The following is a 24,603-nucleotide window of genomic DNA, read 5'->3' as shown; positions in this document are numbered from 1 at the left end:
GTGCGCCATGCCCGTGCCACGCCTGACCCTGCGTGACGCGCCGGCCGCCGCCGGCGTGCCGACCCGCGCCGACGTCGCGCTGTTCACGGGTCTCGTCGCGCGCGGTGCGAACCCGTTGCCCGACGCGCTGCGCGCCGCGCTCGAGGCCGCCGGCTGGGCGGGTGCGGGCCCGTTCGCGCGCCCGCCGCAGCAGGTCGACGCGCTGCTCGACGTTCCCGTCGCGGTCGAGAGCTGGAGCGCGTTCGAGGCGCTCTACGCCTGGAACGCGCGTCCCGCCGATGCCGCCGGAGGCGCGACCGCGCCGTGCGCGCTCGGCGTCGCGGTGAAATCGTTCTTCGAGGAAGGCGGCGCAAAGGCGTGGATCGTGCGCACCGGCGACCCGCTGCCGCTCGTCACGCCGCAGACGCCGGCTGAAAACCGCAAACGGCTGATTTCGCTCGACGCGCCGCAGCCGGCGGACCACGGAACGCGCGTGCCGATCGTGCCTGGCTGGAAGGGCGCGGCCGCTCCCGGCGATGCGCGCGCGCCCGCGACCTGGCACGGCTACGAGCACGTCTTCGGCCTCGACGACGTCGCGTTCCTGCTGCTGCCCGATCTGCCCGAACTACTCGCGCTGCCGGCCGATCCGCTTGCGCCCGCGCCCGCGCCGCCGCCGGTTCCGGAGCAATGGAAAACCTGCGCGCCCGCCCTGCCCGGCGTGTTGCCCGACGCCCGCCCGACGCCCCCGCCGACGCAAGCGCCGCGCCTCGCGCGCGCGGGCTACGGCGACTGGAGCGAGATCGTTGCGTTCGTGCTGGACCGGCTCGACGCGGCCGGCTCATCGGCGCATCGGCGTGACGTGATGCTCATCGCCAGCCTGCCGTTGCCGTCGATGCAGCCCGACGCCGTGCCCGCGCGCAGCCAGGCGTGGCCACTCGCGCTCCTGTCGGAGCCGGGCAACGGCGTCGCTAGGCAGGCGCTGCTCGATAGCATTCCCGGCGCGCGCGTGCAGTTCGTCTATCCGTGGGTGCAGACCCAGGCATCGCTCGGTCTGCCGGAAGGGCTGCAGGCGCCCGAAGGCGTGTTCGCGGGCGTGCTCGCGCGCAACTCGCTCGGCATCGGCACGTTCCGCGCGGCCGCGGGCCAGCCGTGCTTCTCGGTGCGCCGGCTCGCGCCCGAGCTCGGAACGGCGGACATCGAGCGCGGCCTGCCGGGCGCCGCCGCGAGCTGGCTGGGCGACCGGCTGTCGCTGCTGGGCGAGCGCGCCGGGCGCTTCGTGCTGCTGTCCGACGCCACCTTCGCCGCGAACCTCGGCTGGCGCGCGGGTGGAACCTCGCGGTTGATGGGCGTCATCATCCGCGCGGCGCGCTGGCTGGGCGAGCAGCGCCTGTTCGATGTGTCGGGGCCGGCGCTTTGGGCGAGCGTGCGCCGCGATTTCGAAGCGCTGCTCGATGACCTGCGCGCGGCGGGCGCGCTCGACGGCGCGCGTCCCGCCGATGCCTACGAAGTGCGCTGCGACACCTCGACGATGTCGCAGCAAGACATCGACGCCGGCCGGCTGATCGTCAGGATCTCGGTGAATCCGGCGCAGTCGGTCGGCTGGATCACCGTCACGCTAGCCGTCGGCGGCGTCGCGGATGCCGTGCGGGAGGCCGCCTGATGCCGATCCCCGTGCCCGCCGGACAGGACCCGCTGCTGCCGCTCGCCGGCTTCAATTTCCACGTGTCGTTTGCGCGCGCCGGCTTCGCGCCGACCGCCGGGCTGCCCGACGAAGTGACCGGCGCGTTCTCCGAAGTCTCCGGCCTAGAAGCGACGATGGAACCGAAGACCATCCGCGTCGGCGGCCGCAACTACGGCGCGCTGCAGCGCGTCGGGCCGGTCACGTTCGGCACGGTGATCATGAAGCGCGGCGTGATCCAGGCGCGGCATCTGTGGGCGTGGTGGGCGCTGTTCGCGGGCGCGGACCTGACGGCCAACGGCAACTGGCAGCCCACGAGTCGCAGCGACGTGACGATCGCGCTGCTGCGCGGACGCGCGCCCGTGGTCGCCTGGACGCTGACGAACGCGATGCCGACGCGCTACCGCGCAGGCGATCTCAACGCGCGCACCGGCGAGATCGCCATTGAGGAACTTCATCTGGTCCATGAAGGTCTGCACGCGGAGGCGACGCCATGATGAAGATCGAGCCGGCGACTTTCGAACCGGAGGGCAGGAAAGCCGAAGCTTTCCCGGTGATGTTCAACCCGGCTTCGCTCAAGCTCACCTGCACCAACAAGCTCCAGTCGGAGGAAGCCGGCGGCAACAGCAAGACCGAGGCCAAGCAGGCCACGCAGGCGACCACCGCGAAGATGGATGTCGAACTGTTCTTCGACAGCACCGATCTCGGCGTGGACGTGCACAAGTTCACCGACAAGCTCGACGCGCTGATCCTCGTGCAGAAGAGCGACAAGGCCGAGGCGCCGAAGACCGTGACCTTCCGCTGGGGCTCGTTTTCGTTCGACGGCGTGATCGAGTCCGCGACGACGACGCTCGACTTCTGGTCTGCCGAGGGCACACCGCTGCGCGCGACCGTGGCGCTGACGATCGTGAGCCTCCATGGCATGCCGATGCCGGCCGGCTCCAAATACGTCACTATCAGCTATGTCAACGCGCCCGGGAACGGCTCACTGGCGACCACCATCGCGACGCTCTGCGGCGACGCGCGGGCCGGCCGTGCACTGGCCGCCGCCAACGGCCTCGAATCGATGCGCATGGGCGCGGGCGCCGCGGCGGGTTTCAGCGCAGGCGCGGGCGCGATGCTCGCGGTGTCGGGCGGCGTGCAGCTCAAGGCGGCGGCGGGTTTCAGCGCGGGCGCCTCGGCGGGGTTCGGCGCGGGCGGATCAGCCGGCGTGGGTGCGTCGCTCGGAGCGGGCGTGGGGTTCGGCATCGGCGCTAAGGCCGGCGGCTCGGCTTCCGCCGGCGCGGGATTCGGCGCGAGCGCTGGCCTGGGCGTCAGCGCATCGGCGGGAATCGGCGCAGGCGTAGGCGTCGGCGCGGGAGCGGGATTCAGCGCAAGCGCAGGCATCAGCGCGGGGTTCGGCGCGAGCGCAAGCGCGGGCGTGTCCGCGAGCAGCGGCGCGTTCGCGGGACTCGGCGTATCGAAATCGGCCACGCTGAGCACGCGGCTCGACCCCACGCGGCTGCTGGCGAGCGGTCCCGCCGCGGTCTACGGCGGCGCGACCGCGCGCTTCGACATCACCGGCCGGCTCATCGCCGGCGACGCGTCCGGTTCGGCCGTGGCCATGGCCGGCGGCACTCCCTTGACCGCCTCCGTGCGCATCCGCTGAGAAACGATCATGCCCGTGACCATCGGCGAAGTGCAGCTCGAAACCCCCGAACCGGATTCCCGCGAACCGCGCAACGACGACGGCGGCGGCGCGCGGTCGGCCGCATCGATGCGCGCGCCGCGTCCCGATCCCGAGGCGCTGCGCCTGTTCCTGCGGCGCGACGAAGAACGCGGCATGCGGCTGCGGGTGGATTGACATGGGCGCGTCCGAGTCCCCCGTCCTGATCAGCGCGGCCCCGACCGTGCGCATCGCCGAACAGTCGCTGCCGCTGCTGACCGACTCGATCTATTCGATGCGCGTCACCGAGCAGCTCGGCGGCCTCTCGAACCTGGAGCTGAGCCTGTACGACAACCTATCCTACGCCGACGGCACCGCCGACTGGGGCGCGACCGCAACATCGCCGGTACAGCTCGGCGCGTCGATCAAGATCTATTGCGGCGAAACCAGCGCGCCGCAGGAAGTGTTCGACGGCGTCATCACCGCGATCGAGGGCGAATACGCCGACGGCCGTCCGCCGCTCTTCACCGTGCTCGCCGAAGACCGCCTGTGGGGCGCGCGCCGCAAGCGCCGCAGCCGGGTGTTCGAGAACCAGTCGCCCGCCGATCTGGTGCGGGCCATCGCGCGCGATCACGGTCTCACGCCGCAGATCCGCGACGGTCTCGACGTCCCGCAATCCGACTGGGCGCAAATCAACGAAAGCGACCTCGCGTTTCTGCGCCGCATCCTCGCGCGCTTCGACTGCGACCTGCAGGCTGTCGACGACAAGCTGCAGGCCGGCCGCCGCGCCGTCGACTCGCGCACCAGCGTCGTGCTGCGAAACGGCGTGCAACTGGTGCGCGGGCGCATCACAGCCGATCTCGCCGATCAAGTGACGAGCGTGCGCGTCGGCGGTTTCGACGGCGCCGCGGGCGAAGCCGTCGACGCCGTCGCGAGTTCGGGCGAGCTCGGCCCGGGCGCGGGCACCGACGGCCCGTCGGCGTTGCGCAAGCGGATCGGCGAAGTCGCCGAGAACAGCGGCGACGCCGACGCGCTCTCGTCCGCCGAGGCCGACGCCGTCGCCCGCGCGCTCTATGGCCAGCGCGCGCGCCGCTTCGTGCGCATCGACGGCTGTGCGCAGGGCGATCCGCAGATCCGCGTCGGCAGCAAGCTGACCATCAAGGACGTCAATCCGTTCTTCGAAAACGACTTTTCGGTGACGCGCGCGGTGCACCGCTTCGATGTCGCGAGCGGCTATCTCACGGATTTCCTCGCCGAATGTGCCTATCTGGGAGACGGCGCATGAAGATGAACGCGCTCGGCGCGCGGCACGGGTGGCTCTACGGCCCGCACATCGGCCTGGTGGTCTCGGTGAAGGATCCCGCCGAGCGCGCGCGCGTGCAGGTGCGCCTGCCGGGCCCCGAGACCGACGGCTCGGCCCCGCTGTGGGCGCGCGTCGCGGTGCCGTTCGCGGGCGACAACCGCGGCGCGTTCCTCATTCCCGATGTCGGCGACGAAGTGCTAGTCGTGTTCGTCGGCGGCGATCCGCGCGCGCCGGTGGTAGTCGGCACGCTGTGGAACGGAGCGACGAGCGTGCCGGAATCGATCGGCGGCGAGCGCATCGACCGCTGGACGCTGACCGGGCGCAATGGTACGCGCATCGCGATCGTCGAGGCGGCGGATGGGCAGGAGAAAGTGGAGATCGAGACGCCCAACGGCGTCACCGCTACACTCACCGACGCGGCCGGCGGCTCGATCACGCTCGACACCGGCACGGGCAGCACGATCACCGCGAACACCGCGGGCGTCAGCGTGCAGAGTTCGGGCGCTGTGTCGGTGACGGCGACGACCGTATCGGTCTCGGCGAGCGAAACGACCGTCAATTCCGCGATGGCGACGTTCTCCAACGTCGTGCAATGCCAGACGCTCAGCGCCACCAGCGTCGTTTCGCAACACTACTCGATCGGAACCAACAATTTGCTATGAGCACGCTCGCCGACAAGACGCCGCTGCATCCGGCGCAACGCCGCCGCCTCGCCGCCACGCTGCCGATGCAGCCGGCTCATGACGTCGTGCTGCGCCCCCTCGGCGGCGGCGACGCCGGCACGGTAATCGTCAGCCTGCGCGAAGATGCGTTCCTGCAGGCGCTTTTCGCCGATCTGCGCGCCGACGACTGGGAAACGCGCCTCGCCGCGCGGCGCCGACTCAGGCACGGCGCGGACGGCCGCCTTGAACTGAGCCTGCCGATCCACCGGCAGCATCACGTCGCGCTGTTTGAAGCCGCGTGCCGGATGCCCGGCATGCCGCCGGTCGATCCGCGCAAGCTCGCGGGCATGGGCCTCGTACTACGGCGCCTGAATCCCGCCGACGGCTCGCTGCTGGGGTGGATGAAGAGCAACGGCCAGCCGCTAGGCTGGCGCTTCACGGCCGCCGCGCCCGGCGCGTCTCCGGGCGCGGATCCCGATCCAGATCCGCCGCAGCGTCCGGCGACCGCGCTGCCCGCCAGCGCGCAACTGGCGGTGCGGCTGTCCGCACGGCGCGGCGCCGCGCCGCTGCCGGTCGAGGACGTGGTGCCGCTGTACGTCGCGCCGCCGGACATCTGCCGGGCGCGCGGGCGCACCATCGTTTTCGGCGTGGTGCCGGTCGCGAGCAGCGAGCGCGTCGCGACGGCGTCCGCGCCCGACTTCGACGCGCTCTCCGGCGACGACCTCACGCAGGTGCTCCTGCACTTCTCGGAATATCTGAAAGCGCGTCCCGACATGTCGATGCCGCGCGCCGGCCAATCGCTCGATCCGGCGTGGAACGTGCTCGGCACGCCCGCATCCGCCGACACCGACGAGGGCCGCCTCTACGCGTTCGGCGTGTTCCTGCAGCAGCTTCAGGTGGAGCTCGGCGCGTTCAGCGGCGCCGCCGCCGCACGCGCGCTGCTCGCCGAGCTCGCGCAACTCGTCCTGCCAATGGGCGCCGACGCCGACGGCAACGCGCGCCCCGACGTGAACGCCGCCGATTTCGCCGCCGCGGCGGCGGACATTCTCGTCGGCGGCAATGCCAACGCTAGCGGCCTGACGATGCCGACCGGCTGGCCGCGCATCGACGACGCCGCGGGCGAGCGGCTCACGCGCTGCGCGCTGGCGTGTCTGTCGGCGCGCGTAAGCGACGTCGCGCCGCATACGCCGAAGTTCGATCGCGACGATGCACTCTACGTCGTGCGCGCCTTCGCACGCATGCAGAATCACGCGCAATGCGCGTCCGCGCTCATTTGGAGCACGTGCTATTGCGAGCCGTTCCGGGTCGTGCCGTGGTGGGACGGCGACGGCCCCCCCATGCGCCTCGCGATGCCGCCGCTGTCGAAGCTGAAGATGCTCAGGCCGTCGGTGACGTTCGAGGTGCCGCCGGAAATCGCCAATCTGCTGAACGGCGACATGAAGAAGCTCGCGAGCGGCGAAGGCAGTCGGCCATCGGGCATCGGCATCGGCTGGCTGTGCAGCTTCTCGCTGCCGATCATCTTCCTGTGCGCGTTCATTATCCTGAACCTCTTTCTCAAGCTGTTCGACATCTGCTTCTTCTGGATGGCCTACGTGAAGATCTGCATTCCTTACCCAAAGCCGAAATGACATGAACGGCCCCGTCCTCACCGGTGGAAAATCCGCGCAGCCGCAAGTGGCGGTCGGCTGGCCGCTCCTGCCCGTGCCCGACGCGAGCGGCACGCTCGTCTGGCCGGACGCCGCCGCGTCGGTGAAGCAGATGATCGAGGTGATCCTGCGCACCACGCCCGGGGAGCAACTCATGCGGCCGCAGTTCGGCGCGGGCACCGAGGCTCTCGTCTGGCAGCCAAACACGCTCGCCGTGCGCACCCAGGCGCGCGAGGCGATCCTCGCCGCGCTGGAGGATTTCGAGCCGCGCATCGTGATCGACCGGGTCGATGTCGAGGCCGGCGCGGATCCGCGCGAACTGCTCGTGACCATCGCGTACCGGCTCGCGCTGACGGGCGTAGCTGCGCAGTTGAGCGCGCTGGTTCCCGTGGGAGCAGGCTGATGCCGATCCGACCGCCCGCGCTCGATGACCGCAGCTTCGACGATCTCGTCGGCGATCTCGTGCGCCGCATTCCGGCGCACGCGCCGGAGTGGACCAACCCGCGCGCAGGCGATCCGGGCATGACGCTGATCGACCTCTTCGCGTGGCTCCACGACACGGTCCTGTATCGCGCCAACGTGCTGCCGGAACGCCAGCGTCTCGCGTTCCTGCGCCTGCTCGGCGTCGGCATGCTGCCCGCGCAGCCAGCGCAGGGTCTCGTACAGATCGCCATCGACGATCCAGCGGTCGTCGCGCCGGTGACGCTGCCGCTGCATGCCGCCATCGATCGTCCCCAGCATTTCGAGACGCTCACCGAAGTCACCGTGCACGCGGTAAGCGCGCAGGCGTACATCAAGCGCCGCCCGAACGCCGACGAAGCCGCGCAGTTTCGCGATCTGCTGCCCGACCTGCAGGAGCTGTACGGGCTTTCGGAGCTTCCGAATGGCTATGTCACGACGCCGCTGTTCTCCGCCGGCGCGGAAACCGACGGGCGCGACGTGGCGCATGAAAGCGTCGACGGTTACTTGTGGCTCGCGCTGCTCGCGGCCCGGCCCGCGCAGATCGACGCGGTGCGCGCGGAGCTCGGCGGCGGGGCGGAAAATCGCCGGCTGGTGCTGAACATCGGCTTTGCGCCGGCCATGCCGATGCTCGCGCCGTTCGACGACGTCGGCGTGCGCGCGCGCATCGCGCATGTGTGGGAAGTGAACACCGGCGTGGACGCGGGCGACGGCTATCTGCCGCTCGAACTGCAGATGGACGGCACCGCCGGGCTGACGCGCGCCGGCATCGCGCGCGTGCTGCTGCCGGGCAAGGACGACATGGGCGCGCCCGTCAACGACGTGACCAAGGAGTACAGCGCGGGCGTCGGCGAGAAGCCCCCGCGCATCGACGATCCGGCCGTCGCGGCGCGCATCGTCACGTGGATCCGGCTGCGGCCGCTCACGACGCTTGCGAGCCTGCGCGTGTGCTGGGCCGGCGTCAACGGGGTCGCCATCGAGCAGCGCCGCACGCTGGGCCGCCAGACGATCGGCTTCGGCACCGGCGCGTCCGGCCTGCAACTGCCGCTCGGCGCGGATTCGGTGGAAGCGGTGACGCTGCAGATCGACGTGGAGGAAGAAGAAGGGTTGCGGCCCTGGCGGCAAGTGCCCGACACCGCCGCCGCCGGGCGCGACGATCGCGTCTACAGCCTCGACGCCGAAGCGGGCATCGTCAGTTTCGGCGATGGCGTGCGCGGCATGGTTCCGGCGTCGGGCCGCGCGGTGCAGGTCGCGCTGATGCGCGTCGGCGGCGGCGCGAGCGGCAACGTAGCGGCTGGCTCGATCAAGAGCATCGCTGGTCCGGCCGCGCCGCGCCTGAAAGTGACGCAGCCGCTGCCGACGCTCGGCGGCGCCGACGCCGAAGACCTCGCGGCCGCGGAGGCGCGCATTCCGGCGATTCTGCGGCACGCGAATCGAGCGGTGACCGCAGCGGATTATCGCGAGCTGGCGCTGCGCGTGCCGGGCGTGGCCGTCGGGCGCGCGGAAGTGCTCGAGCGCTTTCTGCCGGCGCAACGCCGCAGCAACGTGCCCGGCGTCGTCTCGGTGATGGTGATTCCCGCGCGCGACGGCTTCGCCGCGCCCTGCCCGCGCCCCGACCGGCCGATGCTCGAATCGGTGCACACGTGGCTTGACGAGCGCCGTCCGCTCGCCACCGAACTGTACGTGATCGGCGTCGATTACGTGCCGGTCGGCGTGCTCGCGGGCGTCGAACTCGTCGATACGACGCAGCGCGAGGCGGTCCTCGCCTCCGTCGCCGACGCCATCCGCCAACATCTCTGGCCGCTTCTGCCCGGCGGCCCGGACGGCAACGGCTGGCCGCTGGGGCGCAGCGTCGAAGACCGGATGATCGAGGTCGCCATCGGCCGCGTGCCGGGCGTGCGCAGCGTCGTGCCGGTGCAGCTTTACGCGCGCCGCGCCGGCGAAAGGGCGTGGCGGCGCGTGCCCGAGGACGCGACCGGCCGCGTGCATCTGCCGCTTCTGCCGTGGCAGTTGCCCGAACTGTCTATGCTCGCGGTGAGCGAAGGCGATCCGCCGAACGTGCTGCCGCCCGAAAGCGATGCCGGCGGCGCGGTGCCGGTACCGGTCGTGCCGGAGGTGTGCTGATGGACGTCAACGGACTGCGCTGCTGGCAGGTCGCCGACGCGACGGCTTTCGGCCTCGGCGCGGCGGCCGGCGGCGAGCCGACGAATCTCGCCTGGCGCGCCGATGCGCGGCAGTTGCGGCTTGCGCGCCAGCAGAATCCGCCGCCGCTCGCGGAGGATCGCGACTATGCGCAGGCGCAGGCGGGCAAGCCGTCGCCGGTGGCGGATCGCGGCGGCAGTTTCGCGTGGTGGGACGCCACGGCGGGCGCGCTGTTCGCGGGCGGTTTTCTGCCCGGCTCGACGTCGATTTCGCTGCCGCCGGAAACGCCGCCCGACGCGACGCCGCCATTCGACATCGCCTTCGGGGACGACGAGATTCTCTACATCGCCCGCCACGACGCCATTCTGATGATCGACCGCCGCGCGCGTTTCCCCGCCGCGCGCGTCGCGCTGTCGGGCTTCGCCGCGCGCCGCCTGTGCGCGGTGAGCGACGGCGGCGTCTGGGCGCTCGATTCCGCCGCTGGCACGCTCGCGCGCCTCAAGGGCGTGCCGCTGCGCGACACCGGCTACAGCGCCGACGATCCGACGAGCTTTCGGCCCGTCGAGCCGAATCCGCATCCGCCGCGTTTGCGCCTGTTGCGCAGCGCGCGTCTGCCGGCGGGCAGGCAGGGCGTCGCGCTGGCGGCATCGGTCGGCGGGCGCGTCGCGCTGCTCGCCTGGATCGACGGACAAGACGCCGAACTTTACACGCTCGACGCGTTTCAGCTGCAACGGCGCTTTTCGCTGACGGGCGTGCGCTTCCCGTACGGGCTGGCGTGGCTCGGCGAAGACCGCATCGCCGTGCTGGTCAGCGATGGCGCGCGGCCCGCGGCCAACGCGCTGGTCTACGACTGCGATCAGGTGTTCGCCGACACCGCCAGCGCCGCCGCGCTGCCCGATGGCGACGTCTATCCGCTGCTCGGCGTGTGGGACGGCACGTTCTGCAACACGCTCGGCGAGGTGCCGCGCTATCCCGTGGCCGCCGGCCGGCGCGACACGCCCGCGTCGCTGCGCACGCTGCTGGCCGTGTCGCGCGCCACGTATGCGCGCGCGGGCAGCGTGCGCCTCGGGCCGTTCGATTCGGGCGCGGCGGGCACGGTCTGGCATCGCGTGCAGATCGAGGCGTCGCTGCCGCGGCATGCGGGACTGCGCGTCTGGGCGCACGCCGACGACACCGGCGGCGTGCCGCCGAAGCCCGGCGCGGAAGGCGCGCCCGACTGGTGGCCGCACGTTGCGGGCGCGGCCGCGCTGCCCGACATCGCCGATGCGCCGAGCGCCGCCTGGTGCGACGCGCCTTCCGAGATGGCGTTCAACCCCGGCCTGCTCGGGTGCGCGGCGCGCGCGGGCCAGAGCGGGCGCTTCACCGTGCTGCTGCAACGCGCGGGGCGGCGCGTGCGTCGTCTGGAAGGCCGCTGGCTCTATCTCACGCTGGAACTGCTCGGCGACAGCCAGGCGACGCCGGAAATCGCCGCGCTGCGAATCTACGCGACGCGCTTTTCGTATCGTGACCGCTATCTGCCGGCGCTCTATCACGAGCGCCTGTCGGGGCCGGACATGGACCAGGCCGGCGGCGCGACGCCGCCGGATTTCCTGGAGCGCTATCTGTCGATATTCGAGGCGCCGCTGACCGAGCTCGAAGGCAAGGTCGCCGACAGCTGGCTACTCACCGATCCCGCCGCGACGCCGGAAGACGCGCTGCCGTGGCTCGCGAGCTGGATCGGCGTCGAGCCGGAGGACGGCGCGGCGCACGCGTGGCTGCGTCAGCGGCTGCGCGCCGCGCCTCACACCGCGCGTCTGCACGGCACGCTCGGCGGCCTGCTGGCGACGCTCGAACTCGCGACCGGCGGCGTCGTGGTTGAAGGCGGCGTGCTCGATCCGTACCAGCCCGCGCCGCGTCCCGGCGAGCGCGCGCTGGCCTCGACCGGCGATACCGACGTCGACGTGCTCGTGCTGCGCAGCGCGGGCGGGAACGGCCCGCCCGTCATGCTGGCGGGCGGGGCGGTGACGCGCGGCGAGATCGTCGTGGTCGAGGGCTACCGGCTGCGGCGCACCTTCGCGACGATTCTCGGCGCCGATCTGTCCGACGGCGACGATCCGCTCACGCTCGGCACGATGACGTCGGGCAACAGCTTCGTCGGCGATACGCTCGTGCTCGGCGCGACTGAACAGCGCGAAGTCGCCGCGCTGTTCGCCGCCGACATGCCGCAGAGCAACGCCGACAGCCAAGCCGTCGCCGCTTTCTTCGCCGCGCTCGCGCATACGGTGCTGGTGCTGGTGCGGCGCTCGCCGCGCACCCGCGATGTCGCGCGGCTCGCCGCCATCGCCGATGCGGAATCGCCCGCGCACGTGCAGACGCGCACCGCGATCGCGTCGCGGCCGCTCATCGTCGGCGCGGCGTCGCTGGTCGGCGTCGATACCTTCCTCGCCGCGAGTCCGCCGGTGGAAGCCGCGCGCATCGGCCATACGCGCATCGGCGAGGGCGATCGCGTGATGGGACGCGCCCGTCTCGACGCGCGCGCCGACGGTCCCGCCGGCGCGCCGCCGCTCGCCGTCGTCGACGGGCCGGCCGCGCTGATGGAAGGCACGGGTTTCCTCCTCAGTTCGGTGCGCTCGCAGGCCGCGCGCGGGCGCACGGTGGCGCGCAGCATCTGGACCTGGCTCCAGTAGGAGACGCCGATGGCCGTCTTCAAGCCCAATCAGCCGGTCCCGCTGGACGCGCCGCAGGTGCTCGTCGACGTCTCCGCGGCGAATCCGCTGCCGGCGGGCGCGAACCGCTTCCAGCTGGTCGTCGTCGATGACGCGGGCAATGTTTCGGAACCCGTCGTGTTCCAGGTGATCGTGCACGCAATGGGCGATGCGCCGGTCGCTCCCGTCGTTCCGCAGACGGTCCGCTGGAGCGATTGGGCGTCGTTCGGCAAGCCGGGCGATGCCGTGCTCGGCCGACCGGTCGTGCAGCGCAACCAGGACGGCCGGCTCGAAGCGTTCGCCTTCGGGCCGGACGGCTTGTTCAGCATCGCGCAGTCGCCGCCGAACGCCGCGCCGCTCGCGTGGTTCGATCACGGCAAGCCCGCCGCGAACGTCGGCATCCGCGCGCTGGCCGTGGGGCGCAACGCGGACGGCCGTCAGGAAGCCTTCGTCATCGGCGACGACAACGCGCTCTGGCAGCACTGGCAAGTCGCGCCAAACGGCGGCTGGAGCGGCTGGAAATTGCTCGGCAAGCCGCCCGGCGACGTCGCGCTCGCCGACCGCCTCGCCGCGGGCATCGATCAGGATGGCAGACAAACCGTCTTCGTCACCGGCAGCGACGGCAATCTCTGGCTCATCGGGCAGACGGCGCAGAACGGCGCATGGAGCCCGTGGCAGGCGCTGGGCCGGCCCGCGCCCGGCATCCGCGACGCCGACCGTCTCGCGCGCGCGAGCAACGCCGATGGCCGTCAGGAACTGTGCGCGATCGGCCAGGACGACGCGCTCTGGCATCTGTGGCAAATCACGCCGAATGGCGCCTGGAGCGGCTGGGCGAGCCTAGGCAAGCCGCGCGACGCCTTTGACGGCTCCGAGCCGCCAAAGGCGCGCGATCTGTCGCAACCGCTCTTGCAGCAGAACGCCGACGGCCATCTCGACGTACTCGCGCCCGGCAGCGGTGCGTTCTGCAACCGCTGGCAGGAAACCTGGAGCGGCGGCGCAGACAAGGTCGTGTGGCGGCATCAAGGCTGGAACGCCGAGGCGGGGCCGCGCGCCGATATCGGCATCGCTTGGATGGAAACGGCCGTCGATTTCGACAAGCGGCTGACGGTGCTTGCGATCGCCACGGACGGCGCGCTCTGGAGCACCCGCACGATCGACACGCCGCCGTTCTGGAACGCGTGGGAAAGCCTTGGCAGCCCGCCGCCGAAGCTGCGCGGCAACGATCTCATGGCGCTCGGCGTGAACGCGGACAAGCATCTGGAAGTCTTCGCGATCGGACAGGACGGCGCGCTCTGGCATGTCTGGCAGTCGCGCTGACGGCAAGCGATCTGATCTGGCGGATCGGGGGTCGAGATTGGCGTCTTCCTACTAGGCGCGCGCTTGTCTAGAAATTGTGGTGTACTAACATGAACAGGCAGGCCGCGAATCGACAGGACGCATCCGCCGTCGCGCTCGTCGCGCCACGCCACGCCACGCGGTCCTCCCATCTTCCGCGCGCCGGTTCGTCCGACTTCCTCCCCGCGATGCCGCGCAGGCCCATCGCGCCCGCGCCGCGCCCTCTTCCGGGTTCGTCAAGGAAACCAACATGAGCGCAACTTCGCCTTCGGCCACCTCGACTCACGCGCTGTATCTGTCGAACTGGCAGGATCTCGTGGGCATCTGGAAGGCCGCGCGGTTCACGCAGCTCGACCAGGCTCCCACCGCTCCGTGCCTGCGCGAGCTGCACTATCTGCGCGGCTCGCTGGCGCGACGCGCGGTGAATCAGATCGTCGATTACAGCGGCTTTTTTCGCGACGAGACGAACCACTTCTCCTACACGCACGCGACCGATTTCGATTCCGAAGCGTGGTTCGAAAGCAGCAGCGACGACGCCGGCCTGCTCACGACGAACTACCTGAACTATCAGGATCAGGCGACCTCCGTGCGCATTTCACGCTCCTTCGCCGCGCCGCCAAATCAGCCGTTCTTCATCGTACGCTACGTGCTGACGAACCCGGGCGCGGGCGAGATCGAGTTCAACGTGCTCGATCAGGTGCATCTCAACAATCTGGACGCCGGCAAGTCCGTGCACGCGTGGCACGAGCCGAACCGCGACGCCTTCATCGCCGACATGACCGCGCCGGGGCAACTGTTCGTCGTGCTGGGCGCGCTACAGCCGCCGGACGGCTATCAGGCCGGCCGCGACAGCGACGCCTCGACCCAGAGCGCAACCGTCTCTGGCTGGTACAGCTTCGACGCCGACGGCGCGCTGCGCAACAACAACGACGTCACCGCGCCTGATGTCACGCTCGCGTTCAACCAGCGCGCGCGGATCGGCGCGGGCAAATCGGCGACGCTGTATTTCTACATCGGCGTGTGTGAGACGGAGGCCGACGCGCGCGCCGCGATCGACGCCGCGCGGGCATCGACGGGCGACGCGTGGCTCGCGAAGAGCGCCGCGGCGTGGAACGCGTGGCTCGCGAACGGCAATCAGGGCCGGCGCACGCAATTCGAGGACGACGCGCTCAACCAGATGTACGACCGCGCGCTGATCTTGATGAAGAACGTGCAGAATCCGGTGCTTGGCACGCTCGCGGCGACCACCAATCCGTTCGCCTATTCGTATAAGAACTGGGTGCGCGACGCATCGGTCGCGGCGATGGCGCTCGACGCCAGCGGCCACTTCGCGGAAGGCGAAAAATACTGGCGCTGGATGAGCGGCAGCCAGAGCAGCGACGGCACTTGGAAAACCACCTACAACGCGTGGGACGGCAGCTACGTGCCCTTCGTCGAGCCGGAATACGATGCAGTCGGCGCGTTTCTCTTCGGCGTGTATCACCACTACACGCTCACCGCCGACGCCCGCTTCCTGAGCGATCTATGGCCGAAGGTCAAGCGCTCGGCGGACTGGATCATCGCAAACATCCAGCCGAACGGCTTCGGCCAGGCGGACTACAGCATCTGGGAGGAAGGCGACAATCTCGAACACAACGGCTACACGCAAGGCTGGTTCGTCGCCGGCCTCTACGCGACGCAGGCGATGTGCGAGCGCCTCGGCGAAACCGCGCTGACCGAATGGTACGCGGGCGGCGCGGCGTCGATCATGACGGCCGTGCAGCGCTCGTCCGAGTGGAGCCCGCCGGGATTGTGGAATCCGCAGGGCTATTTCAACCGCGCGGTCAATCTGAACAATACGCCGCGCACGCTGGTTGATTCGTCATCCTGCATGCCGATCGCGCTGGGCGTCATCGATCACGAATCGGGGCGCGCGTCGAGCCATGTCGCCACCGTCGCAGGGCAGCTCACGCGGCAGAACTACGGCATCGCGCGCTACCCGGGCGACATGTTCTACTACACCGGCGCGTGGAGCCCGGGCGGCAACGAGGCGCTCGGGCCGGAACCGTCGTGGCCGCAGATGGGCCTGTGGATCGCCATCTTCGACATCCTGCGCGGACAGTCGCCCGCCGCGCTCGCAAGCATGCAGTGGTGCGCGAGCGTCTGGGGCAAGGGCTACATGGCGCCGGGCGAGGCGGTCTCGAACGTGTCGATGCAGCCGCTCGTCAGCTCGATGTGCGAACCGCTGACGGCGTCGGCGTTCGTGCTCACCGCGCTGGTCTACAGCCGCCAGAGCGCGTTCTCGTGCGTGCCGCCGCTCTACAACGCGGGCGCGTTCAAGACGATCGACATCGGCGCCGGCGCCGGCGCGGCGGACGACGGCGCGCAGTGGTCGAATGTCCCGTATTTCGTGGCCGACCGGCCGGCGACCAGCGTGCAGGCGCGCGCGCCCGAGCACTCGATCAAGCGCGTGTACCTCACCAACGACTACGACAATCTGTATATGCGCATCGACAACGTCGCGGGAACGCTGCCGCGTTATCAGGCGCAGCCGGCGTTCGGGCTGCAGATCTACGCGCAGGATCTGTCCGTCGGGTGGGCGCTGTCGAGCAATTTGGGCGTGTTCAATCAGCCGTTGAGCCGGCCCATGCACTTCATGGTCGAGCGCCGCAGCGACTCCGAGACGTTCCAGCGCTGGCGCCTGGCGGGCGCGATGTGGATCACGGACGATGCGCTCCGCGGTGTACAAGCGCCGCAGTGGAACCCGGACACTGGCAGAATCGATGCCGTCGTGCCGATCCACGCGCTAGCGAGCATGAACGCCGTCTTCGGCGGCTGGGCGGATCTGCTCGTCGTGCTGATCGCGCAAGATCCCGCGACCAACGCCTGGGCCGACGTCACGCGCATGCTCCTTCACTATCGTCTGAGCACGCACGATCAGGCGTGGATCTACGGCAACATCGAAATGTGAGCGGCGGTTTCGGCGCGTGCGCGCGGGCCGCGCGAGTCCGAAAGCGGCTCGAAAGTGGCGGGATCGCGCGGGGGAGATGGCTATACTGTGACGCGCCTCCAACGAAAAATTTCAACATGCGCAACCATCACTTTCCGCTTTGATCCTGGACGGCAGCACGATTCTCTTCGGTGGATGCGCCGCCTCGCTGCAGACCCAGAACACGCCGCCCGTGGGCGCGAAGACCGCCGACGCGAACATCGTGTTGCCGCCCGCCTCCGCTAGTATCATTGTGTTGCGCATGAGCGGCTCGTCGGTCGCGACGACCGCGTCCGACTGGCCGCGCGTGCAGACCGAATGGCGCGAAGCCATGCAGGGCGCGTCGTACGAAGCCGACACCGCGTCGTCGATGAAACCTTAAAGCGCACGGCGCGCCGCGACGGCGCACGGTCGACGACGCCTACGTGGAAGACTTTCATCCCGTCGCGCCGGTTGTCGTGAAGCTGTCCGCCGGCACGCCCCGGGCCCAAGTTCGCGGCATGACGAGCACCTGGCTGCACAGCCTCCCGTTGTGGCAGATGGGGGCGAAAGTCGGAGTCGAAAGCGTCGGGCCCAATCTAATGGAATGGACGCCCCCACCCGAAACGGCATCGATGTGCCAAAGTGGAAGTGTCTAAGCAACCACTTGAACGAGGGGAGCGCCCACCATGAAGATTACGACAATTGGCATCGATCTGGCGAAGACTGTTTTTGCCGTGCATAGCGTGAATGAACATGGCAGAGCGGTGCTGAAGAAAATACTGAAGCGCGATCAGGTTTTGGCGTTCTTCGCAAACCTGTCGCCCTGCCTGATTTGTATGGAGGCGTGCGGAAGCGCGCACTACTGGTCTCGCAAGCTCCAGGCGATGGGACACACCGTGCGGCTGATTGCTCCGCACTGTCAAGCCATACTTGAAAACGAACAAGAACGACGCGGCCGACGCCGAGGCGATCTGCGAAGCCGTCGGGCGGCCAAATATGCGCTTTGTGCCGGTCAAGAACATTGAGCAGCAATCGGTGCTGTCACTGCATTGGGTCCGGCAAGGCTTCGTGCGGGCCCGTACTGCGCAAGCCAACCAGATACGCGGGCTTCTCAGTGAGTTCGGGCTGGTTGTCCCGCAAGGGATATCACACATTGCCGGACGGGTGCCCGAACTCATCGAAGATGCTACCAAGGAGTTGACCGGATCCTTCCGGGTGCTGATACAGCGCCTGTTGGAACACCTTAAAGAACTCGAGGCGCAAATCCAAGCTTGGCACCGCGAGAACGAAGCCAGTTGCACGCTTGCGAAGGTGCCCGGGATCGGGCCGATTACCGCGAGTGCGTTGATAGCCTCCATCGGTGATGCAACCAGCTTCACAAACGGCCGCCAGCTTGCCGCATGGCTTGGACTCGTGCCTCAGCAGAACTCCGGCGGTGGCAAGAACGTGCTACTCGGTATCAGTAAAAGGGGCGACTCTTATTTGAGAACCTTATTGATCCACGGTGCGCGTTCAGCGATGCGGGCTGCCAGCCGCAAGGAACAGAAAGAGGGTTGGTTGCAGCGCCTGTTACAACGACGAAACCCGAATGTCGCAGCCGTGGTACTCGCGAACAAGAACGCGCGGATCGTGTGGGCACTTCTGGCTCACGGGTCGCCAGTTCCACAGCGATTACGCGGCGCCAAAAATGGCGGTTTAAGCACAGTATTACTTCGCATCGTTGTAACGAACAGCAGGAGACTTCAGCCGATTGCCTGGGCAATCATGACGTGATGGCAGAACAGGTAAGACCGTGGTTGGGAACGTCTGATTACCCCAGTGTGCGCGAAGCACGCAGATTTGATGAGACCCCGACCAGCAAATTCCATCAGGGACCGCCGGCTTGCGCCGGGACATCGAAGTCTGGATGCATGGCTGCAATCATTACCTTCACACCGTCGCAAATGATAGCTTGGCAAACCGGGGGCGTCCATGCATGGGGTAAGCGTACTTTCCGGGCATCTATGGATCCGGCGCCCTTTGCAAGCTTCGTTTCATGATGTCGAAACGGTCTGCACGCATGTATATGGCTCGCCCGTGGGCGCTTGCCGAACGCACGCCCGCAGCCTCGATTAGATCCGCGCACCCCGTCCTTAACATTGTCGCGGCTTGCAAGGAAACGGGAGCCGGCACGAAAAACAGATTTCAGAGTGCGGGTTCAACCTCTTTCGTCATCGCTTTGAGAAGCTTCGCAAAACCTGTAAGGGTGTACGGGTGTGATTCTCCATGGAGGTGTGACGCGTCAAGCGCAGGCGCGAGCAGGGCAAGGCGAACGCTTTACGCGTCGTCGGCTTGTCATGCTATGGCATGGCTGTGAGCACGGCACCGCTCGTCCGCGACGATCGGCGCCATGGAGCTGGAACATGTGCTCTGCGAGATCGATGCCGAGGATGTCGATTTCCATGATCGCCTCCACACGTCAGATGTCAGGATCGTCAGTGTCCCCCGAAGTCATGATCCGATCGCTCCACGCCGATGGGACCGAACGTCTCAACGCGGTCGCGCTGAACTACCTGCGACCGCCTGTCACGTTGGCGAGGTGCTCACGTAAAATGCGCGATGAAGAAGAAAAAATCGCTTTATAACGGCCACCGGTTCCCCGCGACGGACATCAGCCACGCGGTTCGGTGGTACTTCCGGTTCCAACCCAACTTGGGTGATATTGAACACTGTTCGAGCGCGGTGTCATCGTCAGTCACGAGACTGCTCCGCCGCTGGTGCGACAAACTCTGCGCGGGCTTCGCACATCGCGTCACGGCTGCTCGCCGCAAACCTGGCAGCACATGGCATCTTGACGAGGTTTTCGTTACGTTGCGCGGTGAGCCTAACTGCTGAGGCGGGCGGTCGACCAACACAGGGCCGAACTCGACATCCTGCTGCAGAAACGTCGCGATAAGGCCGCAGCAAAACGCTTCTTCGAACGCGTGCTGGCCGCCTGTCCCGACGCGCCGCGACTGAATGAATTCCCCTTGCATATCTTGCGCTTTGGGCTACCTTGAGAACCATATGCGATGCGTGGAGAAGGACGCTTCGATGTTCTGCGAAACGCCGGACCGCGCCGGCGCAAGCGCGCAAGAAGTCGCCCGCAGGCCCGCTGCAACAAGGACGCAGTTCATCGGCAAGCCATGAGCGCTTTATGCGGACGGATGGGTCGTCACGCAGTCCCTTTGCATGTCGGTTCTGGCCGTCAATTCGCAGACAAACCGACAGCGCTCCTCGTCAAAGGCATATTCAATGCACTGCTCATCGCAACGATGCACAGCAGCGCCCATCTCGGCGACAAAGACCGTGCAGTCCCTGGCGCTGGTGGCCTAACCGTGCCGCTATTGCTCGACTCGGCACGCCTCGCTCTGGCGGCAAGAACCTCGACGTGTCGAGCACCAGCCAGGCGACGTTGATCGTGAGGAGGAATCCAACATGACTACAAGGTACACGGAGATGCGAATCGCCGTTGACAACTTCGAGGGGGGCACACTCTCTCCGGCGGGTCAAAGCGGTGACTGGCTTGACGTTTTTATATCGTTCGAAGGCGATTTGCCTGTGAAGATTCCTAATTTCGCTGCTTCGCCGCGCGTCATTGTCACACCGGTGAAGGCTACGAAGTTTAGCGGAGGGCAATTGAACGTAGCGACGCCCGTCTGTCTTGCAAGAGATGTGAGTACAAAGGGCTTCAGGTTAGCCGCCCGAAACGCGGACCCGGATTTCGGCGGGTCTTTCGCATTCGATTGGGTCGCGATAGAGGAATCTCCGGGTGTCACTGGTTCAGTACCCGCACTGGAGAGAGGGACCTTCCCACCCAGGTACTTTGCGCCGTCTCGAGAGAGCTTGCTCGGACGCAGGACCTTCAGCGACCATGTCTATTATCTTTTACCGAGAGAGCTGAGACTTCTGGACACGAAGCTTTCTTCCGTACAACTCACCGCGACTGATCAAAATGTCGCCGGCCCCAGCGTTCCCGCTGTGGGAATCGTCGATGATCCATTCGAGATTGACGAGCTCGACCTTTCTGCCCACAACACCGACCTCATTGCCGGGAGTTGCGCGTTCAACTGGGCAACGTTTTCCTACTCAAAGTTATTCGACCCAACCGACGGGAACACACCGGACCAGCGCATCGACACCGGCGAGGTCGCGGAGGCCTGGTTTGAATCCAGCGGGAATGCTGGCGACTGGCGGACGTGGGATGTGGTGTTCAAATCTCCGTTCGCAGTAGAGCCGATCGTGCTATTGACGGCGAACAAGCGCGCGGACATACCCGTACGACTGAATCCGGCAGTGCTGGGCGTCGCTCAAGCGGTGACGTCCCATGGCTTCAGACTAGCCGCCCGGAATTCGGACTTATCGCCTGGCCTCGCCGGTTTCCACTGGATCGCCATCGGCGCATCATCGTGATTGGCTTCCCGTGTCCGGAGTTTCAGGGGGCCGCTCCAGTTGCGCAGTGTCCCCTGCACTGGGGCAGGGAGAACACGAAGCCAGCGATGGGCCACGCGAATAGGGTCCGGCTTTAACAAAGCGGAAGCCCCACGTCCATGAACGACGGACGACCGTACAACTTTGCGTCGGATGACCCTTCGCTGTTCTGTTGCTGTAGCGTGACAATCCAACAATGACGTGGCGCCGGCGACGCGCATTGGCATAATGCGATTGACGCAGCCGCTCCCATCCGCTTATGCCCTCTCCGACCGGTCGCCACCGCATGAATCGAAAACCGCCGCGCGGCACCATCGCGCGTTATCGCGATCGCATCGTCGAGGTGCTGGGTGAAGCGCGCGGACAGCGCGTCATGATCCGGTCCATTCACGCCGACGGATCCGAACGCCTCACCGCGGTCAAACTCATCAACCTGCTGCCGTTGGATAACCAGCTATTCTGACGTAGCTGAACGACAGACTCCGCCGCTTCACGACTGATTAACGGCATCCTTGAACGCCTTGCCCGCCCGTAAATCTGACGGTTTTGGCTGCCGCAATTTTGATGGCTTCGCCGGTCGCTGGGTTTCGCCCCGTTCGTGCTGCCCGCTCGCCACGTCCGAACGTGCCGAAGCCGATCAGTTGAACAGCGTTGCCTGCCGCAAGTTCCTTCGAGATAGTGTTCAAGACCGCGTTGATCGCCTCTTCTGCGGCGCTCTTGCTCGTACCCGACGTCGACGCGACCGCGTCGACCAGTTCTTGTTTATTCATTGATTCCTCTTCCTCTCTGTTGAAAACGAGCCCGATCTTGCCGAGCCGCTAAAAAGCCCGACGCTACTCGTTCTACGGTGCTGGATCACTGGCACCGTGGTCGAACAGATCCGAGGTCGTGGGGTGTTTATCCAGGAGATCTGGCAAAGCACCACTTCGAACCTTCGCCAAGGTATCGGGCGACAGCCAGGCTTCTTCGATCGCGTCGATACCGCCCTCGATCATCTGCTGCAGGAAAAAGGACTGCTTTCGCCCTGTCGCTTCCGCCAACACGCGTAACCTCTGTTCGATGACGGGGTCGAGCGGACCGCGACCACCCTCAGTTTGTTCTCTGCCGTTCTTCTCAATTTTTCACTCCTTTCCCGGACCCACGCAAGCGAGGTCGAACTCGCCACGACGCCAAGGCTATGTTTGGCTCTTCGTTCCCGCCGCTTTCCCAGCCGTCGCCTTGCGCGTTGCGCGCCTGGCTGGAGGACGGGATTCGGCCGCGGGCGCGCGTCGTGCGGAGGGACGCGTCGTTGCGCGCAGCGACTTCAACTGCTCCTGGAGCGACTTGTATGCCTCCTCGAGCGCGGCCAGCTTGCCCTGCAACACCCCAGTCTGCTGGCGAGCATCGCCCTGCTGCTCTTGCAGCGCTTCGACTGTCCGACGATGTTCAGCATCCCGCTTTTCTGCGCGCTTGGCGGCTTCCGCCAATTCTTTCTGTACTTTTACCACTGCACCGCGTTCGCGATCGATTTCCAGCAGCGCACGCTTTTCCGAGGCGCGTAAGCGCTCTTCCGCTCGGTCAGCCGTCTCCCGGAGCTTATCCAGATCACGCGAAAACGTGTCGCGTACTTTTTCCAGTTCTCGCTCGCGCGCGACCGCCTCCTCGCCGAGACGCTTGATCTGCGCCTCGAGCGCCATGCGCGCGGCCGCCTCGTGCGCCTGCTGCCGCTCCAACTCTCGAATTTCGACCTGCGCCGCAAGCAATGCCGCGGTGCGTTGCTCGAGCGCCGTCTCAGTCCGACTGAGCTCCCCGCGCGCGGCGACGACTTTTTGCTCCGCCTCGGCGCAACGCGCTTCGATGTCATCGCGAAGCGACGTGAGTTCGGCGTGTGCGGAAGCCGCCGCGCGCGTCCAAAGCGTTCCGATCAACTCGCCGGCGGCGTCGCTCAACTCCTTTGGCAAGTCCGGGTGCTCGATACGCACCCGACTCTTCTCTCGTAACTCCGCCCAAAACTCGGCGAGCACCGACGCCGGGGTGCTCATGGTGCCACGCCGTACCAGGTTGTACAGGCGATTGGCAGTCGGCGGGACGCCGAAGCGGAAAAACAGTAGCGCACACACCTCGCGATAGAGCTCGCGCGTCTTCGGGAATTCGACCTTGAGGCGCTCGATATCGGCTGCGAGGCGGGTTTCGTCGGAAAGGACGTCGGACATGAGCGGGTGATGGCGAGAAATACCGGTAATAATACAACGTATTTCGGTGCTTGTCTAACTATAGCGGGGGATAGATTTGACATTAGTGCTATAATGTTGACTTATTTGTATCGTACCGACCTCGAAACCGCGTGACACTCAATGCGCGATCTTCCGCCACCGACATCCGTTGCACTCCAACCCGCGCCCCCTCGAATCCCTCGTGATTCCGTCGACGCTCGACGGTAGTGTCGGGGCGAATCGCGCGACGGACGGTCGGGCGCAGATCGCGGCCAACAACGACCTCGACGCGATTCGCGCGTGGCTCTCGCGCTTCCACGACACAAAGACCACCTTCGGGAGTTATCGCAAGGAGGCCGAGCGCTTGCTGCTCTGGTCGCTCGTGACGCTCGGCAAGCCGCTCTCGTCACTGACGCACGAGGATTGTCTGCGTTACCAGCAGTTCCTGGCCGATCCGCAACCCGCCACGACCTGGGTCGCCGGAGGTGGTCGCAAGCACCCTCGCCACGATGCACGGTGGCGGCCGTTCTATGGGCCCCTGTCGCCCGCGAGTCAACGCCAGGCGATCGTCATTCTCAACGCGCTGTTTGCGTGGCTCGTGCAGGCAGGCTATCTTGCTGGCAATCCCCTTTCCCTATCCCGCCAGCGAACCAAACACGCCCCTCCACGCATCACCCGCTATCTCGAGCCAGGGCTCTGGCAGGAAGTCAAGGACACCATCGCCGCGCTGCCGCGCGACAGCGATCGCGCGCGTGCGCATGCCTACCGGGTGCGGTGGCTATTCACGCTGCTGTATCTGGGCGGGTTGCGAATTGCCGAAGTGGGCGCGAACACCATGGGCCAGTTTTTTGTGCGGCGCGACGCCGACGGTACCCTTCGCTGGTGGCTGACCGTTCACGGCAAAGGTGGCAAGGAGCGACTGGTGCCCGCGACGCGCGAAATGACGATGGAGCTTTCGCGCTACCGCCAGCAACTGGGCCTGAGTGCACTGCCCTCGCCCAGCGAAGAGACGCCGTTGGTTTTGCCGATTGGCGCAACCGCAGCCAATGACCGGGCGCAGGCATGCGCGCCGCTGACGCGCGCCGGACTGCACGCGATCGTCAAGGACGTTTTTGCGAAGGCGGCTGCGCGACTGCGCGAGCGAGATGGCGCTTCGGCGCGCGCAGAGTTATTGGAGAAAGCTTCCGCCCACTGGTTGCGTCACAGCGCCGGCTCTCACATGGCAGATCAAAAGGTTGATCTTCGGCTCGTTCGTGACAATCTTGGTCATGCTTCGCTGACTACGACCAGCCTGTACCTGCATATCGACGATGACCGGCGGCATCAGGAAACGGAAGACAAGCACCGTATCGATTGGTAGCAACGCATCGGTCTCGCGTTCTATTCGATCCAATGTACCATACTCGAGAGTGCCGAGTTCTTGCGCCTTTCTCACGGTCTCATCTTGGCGTTCGTGAGCGCCGATCCAGTTCTCGGTAA

At 67.2% G+C, this 24,603-nt stretch carries 18 protein-coding genes and 3 pseudogenes; 18 read left to right on the top strand and 3 right to left on the bottom strand.

Annotation, left to right across the window (positions count from 1 at the left end; all coding sequences use genetic code 11):
- Positions 1 to 7: 7 nt before the first annotated feature.
- The 17 genes and pseudogenes from AWB81_RS26695 (at position 8) to AWB81_RS26615 (ending at position 21,395) form a co-directional block, all read left to right on the top strand.
- Entirely contained in the window at positions 8 to 1,639 is a 1,632-nt protein-coding gene (locus AWB81_RS26695) for a hypothetical protein (protein WP_062639537.1), read from the top strand.
- Positions 1,639 to 2,154: a phage tail protein gene (locus tag AWB81_RS26690; protein ID WP_062639536.1), complete on the top strand. Its 516-nt coding sequence runs from the start codon at positions 1,639 to 1,641 to the stop codon at positions 2,152 to 2,154. The genes AWB81_RS26695 and AWB81_RS26690 overlap by 1 nt, the downstream gene beginning before the upstream one ends.
- Entirely contained in the window at positions 2,151 to 3,305 is a 1,155-nt protein-coding gene (locus AWB81_RS26685) for a CIS tube protein (protein WP_062639535.1), read from the top strand. Before AWB81_RS26690 ends, AWB81_RS26685 begins: the two co-directional genes overlap by 4 nt.
- A gap of 15 nt (positions 3,306 to 3,320) precedes the next feature.
- On the top strand, positions 3,321 to 3,500 hold the full coding sequence (locus AWB81_RS26680) for a hypothetical protein (RefSeq protein ID WP_144444188.1): 180 nt from the start codon (positions 3,321 to 3,323) through the stop codon (positions 3,498 to 3,500).
- 1 nt (position 3,501) lies between these two features.
- Positions 3,502 to 4,587, top strand: a complete 1,086-nt coding sequence (locus tag AWB81_RS26675) for a phage late control D family protein (protein ID WP_062639533.1) — start codon at positions 3,502 to 3,504, stop codon at positions 4,585 to 4,587.
- Entirely contained in the window at positions 4,584 to 5,267 is a 684-nt protein-coding gene (locus AWB81_RS26670; RefSeq protein ID WP_062639532.1) for a phage baseplate assembly protein V, read from the top strand. Before AWB81_RS26675 ends, AWB81_RS26670 begins: the two co-directional genes overlap by 4 nt.
- Positions 5,264 to 6,895 carry a hypothetical protein gene (locus AWB81_RS26665; protein ID WP_062639531.1) on the top strand — a complete coding sequence of 544 codons (1,632 nt, stop codon included), beginning with the start codon at positions 5,264 to 5,266 and terminating at the stop codon, positions 6,893 to 6,895. The genes AWB81_RS26670 and AWB81_RS26665 overlap by 4 nt, the downstream gene beginning before the upstream one ends.
- 1 nt (position 6,896) lies before the next feature.
- Positions 6,897 to 7,316: a GPW/gp25 family protein gene (locus AWB81_RS26660; RefSeq protein WP_062639530.1), complete on the top strand. Its 420-nt coding sequence runs from the start codon at positions 6,897 to 6,899 to the stop codon at positions 7,314 to 7,316.
- Complete coding sequence (locus AWB81_RS26655) at positions 7,316 to 9,496, top strand: putative baseplate assembly protein (RefSeq protein ID WP_062639529.1); 2,181 nt, start codon at positions 7,316 to 7,318, stop codon at positions 9,494 to 9,496. The genes AWB81_RS26660 and AWB81_RS26655 overlap by 1 nt, the downstream gene beginning before the upstream one ends.
- Complete coding sequence (locus tag AWB81_RS26650) at positions 9,496 to 12,180, top strand: phage tail protein (protein WP_062639528.1); 2,685 nt, start codon at positions 9,496 to 9,498, stop codon at positions 12,178 to 12,180. Before AWB81_RS26655 ends, AWB81_RS26650 begins: the two co-directional genes overlap by 1 nt.
- A 9-nt stretch (positions 12,181 to 12,189) precedes the next feature.
- Positions 12,190 to 13,515: a PLL family lectin gene (locus AWB81_RS26645; RefSeq protein ID WP_062639527.1), complete on the top strand. Its 1,326-nt coding sequence runs from the start codon at positions 12,190 to 12,192 to the stop codon at positions 13,513 to 13,515.
- A 268-nt stretch (positions 13,516 to 13,783) separates the two neighbouring features.
- Positions 13,784 to 16,483: a glycoside hydrolase family 15 protein gene (locus tag AWB81_RS26640; RefSeq protein WP_062639526.1), complete on the top strand. Its 2,700-nt coding sequence runs from the start codon at positions 13,784 to 13,786 to the stop codon at positions 16,481 to 16,483.
- 139 nt (positions 16,484 to 16,622) lie between these two features.
- Positions 16,623 to 16,883 (top strand): hypothetical protein, encoded by a 261-nt coding sequence (locus AWB81_RS26635; protein WP_062639525.1) that lies wholly within the window; start codon positions 16,623 to 16,625, stop codon positions 16,881 to 16,883.
- A 286-nt stretch (positions 16,884 to 17,169) separates the two neighbouring features.
- A pseudogene (locus AWB81_RS26630) lies at positions 17,170 to 18,133 on the top strand (IS110 family RNA-guided transposase); the annotation flags it as partial.
- 948 nt (positions 18,134 to 19,081) lie between these two features.
- Positions 19,082 to 19,476 (top strand): annotated as a pseudogene (locus tag AWB81_RS26625) (DDE-type integrase/transposase/recombinase); the annotation flags it as partial.
- Positions 19,477 to 19,939: 463 nt separating this feature from the next.
- Complete coding sequence (locus tag AWB81_RS26620; RefSeq protein ID WP_062639524.1) at positions 19,940 to 20,914, top strand: hypothetical protein; 975 nt, start codon at positions 19,940 to 19,942, stop codon at positions 20,912 to 20,914.
- 277 nt (positions 20,915 to 21,191) lie between these two features.
- Positions 21,192 to 21,395: a hypothetical protein gene (locus AWB81_RS26615; RefSeq protein ID WP_062639523.1), complete on the top strand. Its 204-nt coding sequence runs from the start codon at positions 21,192 to 21,194 to the stop codon at positions 21,393 to 21,395.
- A 27-nt stretch (positions 21,396 to 21,422) separates the two neighbouring features.
- On the opposite strand, the pseudogene AWB81_RS26610 reads toward AWB81_RS26615, so the two are convergent.
- The 3 genes and pseudogenes from AWB81_RS26610 to AWB81_RS26600 all read right to left on the bottom strand — a co-directional run bounded on the left by AWB81_RS26610 (position 21,423) and on the right by AWB81_RS26600 (position 23,124).
- Positions 21,423 to 21,702 (bottom strand): annotated as a pseudogene (locus AWB81_RS26610) (HU family DNA-binding protein).
- Between the two features lie 72 nt (positions 21,703 to 21,774).
- Positions 21,775 to 21,975, bottom strand: coding sequence for a YlcI/YnfO family protein (locus AWB81_RS26605; protein WP_374730517.1), 201 nt, complete (start codon positions 21,973 to 21,975; stop codon positions 21,775 to 21,777).
- A 132-nt stretch (positions 21,976 to 22,107) separates the two neighbouring features.
- Positions 22,108 to 23,124, bottom strand: a complete 1,017-nt coding sequence (locus AWB81_RS26600) for a DNA-binding protein (RefSeq protein WP_062639522.1) — start codon at positions 23,122 to 23,124, stop codon at positions 22,108 to 22,110.
- A gap of 148 nt (positions 23,125 to 23,272) precedes the next feature.
- Between AWB81_RS26600 and AWB81_RS26595 the strand changes: the two genes are divergently transcribed.
- On the top strand, positions 23,273 to 24,484 hold the full coding sequence (locus AWB81_RS26595) for a tyrosine-type recombinase/integrase (RefSeq protein WP_062639521.1): 1,212 nt from the start codon (positions 23,273 to 23,275) through the stop codon (positions 24,482 to 24,484).
- Positions 24,485 to 24,603 lie beyond the last annotated feature (119 nt).

The organism is Caballeronia arationis, from assembly GCF_001544975.2.
Classification (GTDB): Bacteria; Pseudomonadota; Gammaproteobacteria; order Burkholderiales; family Burkholderiaceae; genus Caballeronia; species Caballeronia arationis.
The sequence above is the reverse complement of the archived record's forward strand: the minus strand, read 5'-3'. Positions and strand labels throughout refer to the sequence as shown.

Bases quoted from the DNA above. Each gene is read 5' to 3' on its own strand.
- AWB81_RS26645 (WP_062639527.1), top strand. From the start codon at position 12,190: ATGGCCGTCTTCAAGCCCAATCAGCCGGTCCCGCTGGACGCGCCGCAG.
- AWB81_RS26650 (WP_062639528.1), top strand. From the start codon at position 9,496: ATGGACGTCAACGGACTGCGCTGCTGGCAGGTCGCCGACGCGACGGCT.
- AWB81_RS26620 (WP_062639524.1), top strand. From the start codon at position 19,940: ATGACTACAAGGTACACGGAGATGCGAATCGCCGTTGACAACTTCGAG.
- AWB81_RS26600 (WP_062639522.1), bottom strand. From the start codon at position 23,124: ATGTCCGACGTCCTTTCCGACGAAACCCGCCTCGCAGCCGATATCGAG.
- AWB81_RS26695 (WP_062639537.1), top strand. From the start codon at position 8: ATGCCCGTGCCACGCCTGACCCTGCGTGACGCGCCGGCCGCCGCCGGC.
- AWB81_RS26640 (WP_062639526.1), top strand. From the start codon at position 13,784: ATGAGCGCAACTTCGCCTTCGGCCACCTCGACTCACGCGCTGTATCTG.
- AWB81_RS26670 (WP_062639532.1), top strand. From the start codon at position 4,584: ATGAAGATGAACGCGCTCGGCGCGCGGCACGGGTGGCTCTACGGCCCG.
- AWB81_RS26615 (WP_062639523.1), top strand. From the start codon at position 21,192: ATGCCCTCTCCGACCGGTCGCCACCGCATGAATCGAAAACCGCCGCGC.
- AWB81_RS26690 (WP_062639536.1), top strand. From the start codon at position 1,639: ATGCCGATCCCCGTGCCCGCCGGACAGGACCCGCTGCTGCCGCTCGCC.
- AWB81_RS26665 (WP_062639531.1), top strand. From the start codon at position 5,264: ATGAGCACGCTCGCCGACAAGACGCCGCTGCATCCGGCGCAACGCCGC.
- AWB81_RS26675 (WP_062639533.1), top strand. From the start codon at position 3,502: ATGGGCGCGTCCGAGTCCCCCGTCCTGATCAGCGCGGCCCCGACCGTG.
- AWB81_RS26655 (WP_062639529.1), top strand. From the start codon at position 7,316: ATGCCGATCCGACCGCCCGCGCTCGATGACCGCAGCTTCGACGATCTC.
- AWB81_RS26685 (WP_062639535.1), top strand. From the start codon at position 2,151: ATGATGAAGATCGAGCCGGCGACTTTCGAACCGGAGGGCAGGAAAGCC.
- AWB81_RS26660 (WP_062639530.1), top strand. From the start codon at position 6,897: ATGAACGGCCCCGTCCTCACCGGTGGAAAATCCGCGCAGCCGCAAGTG.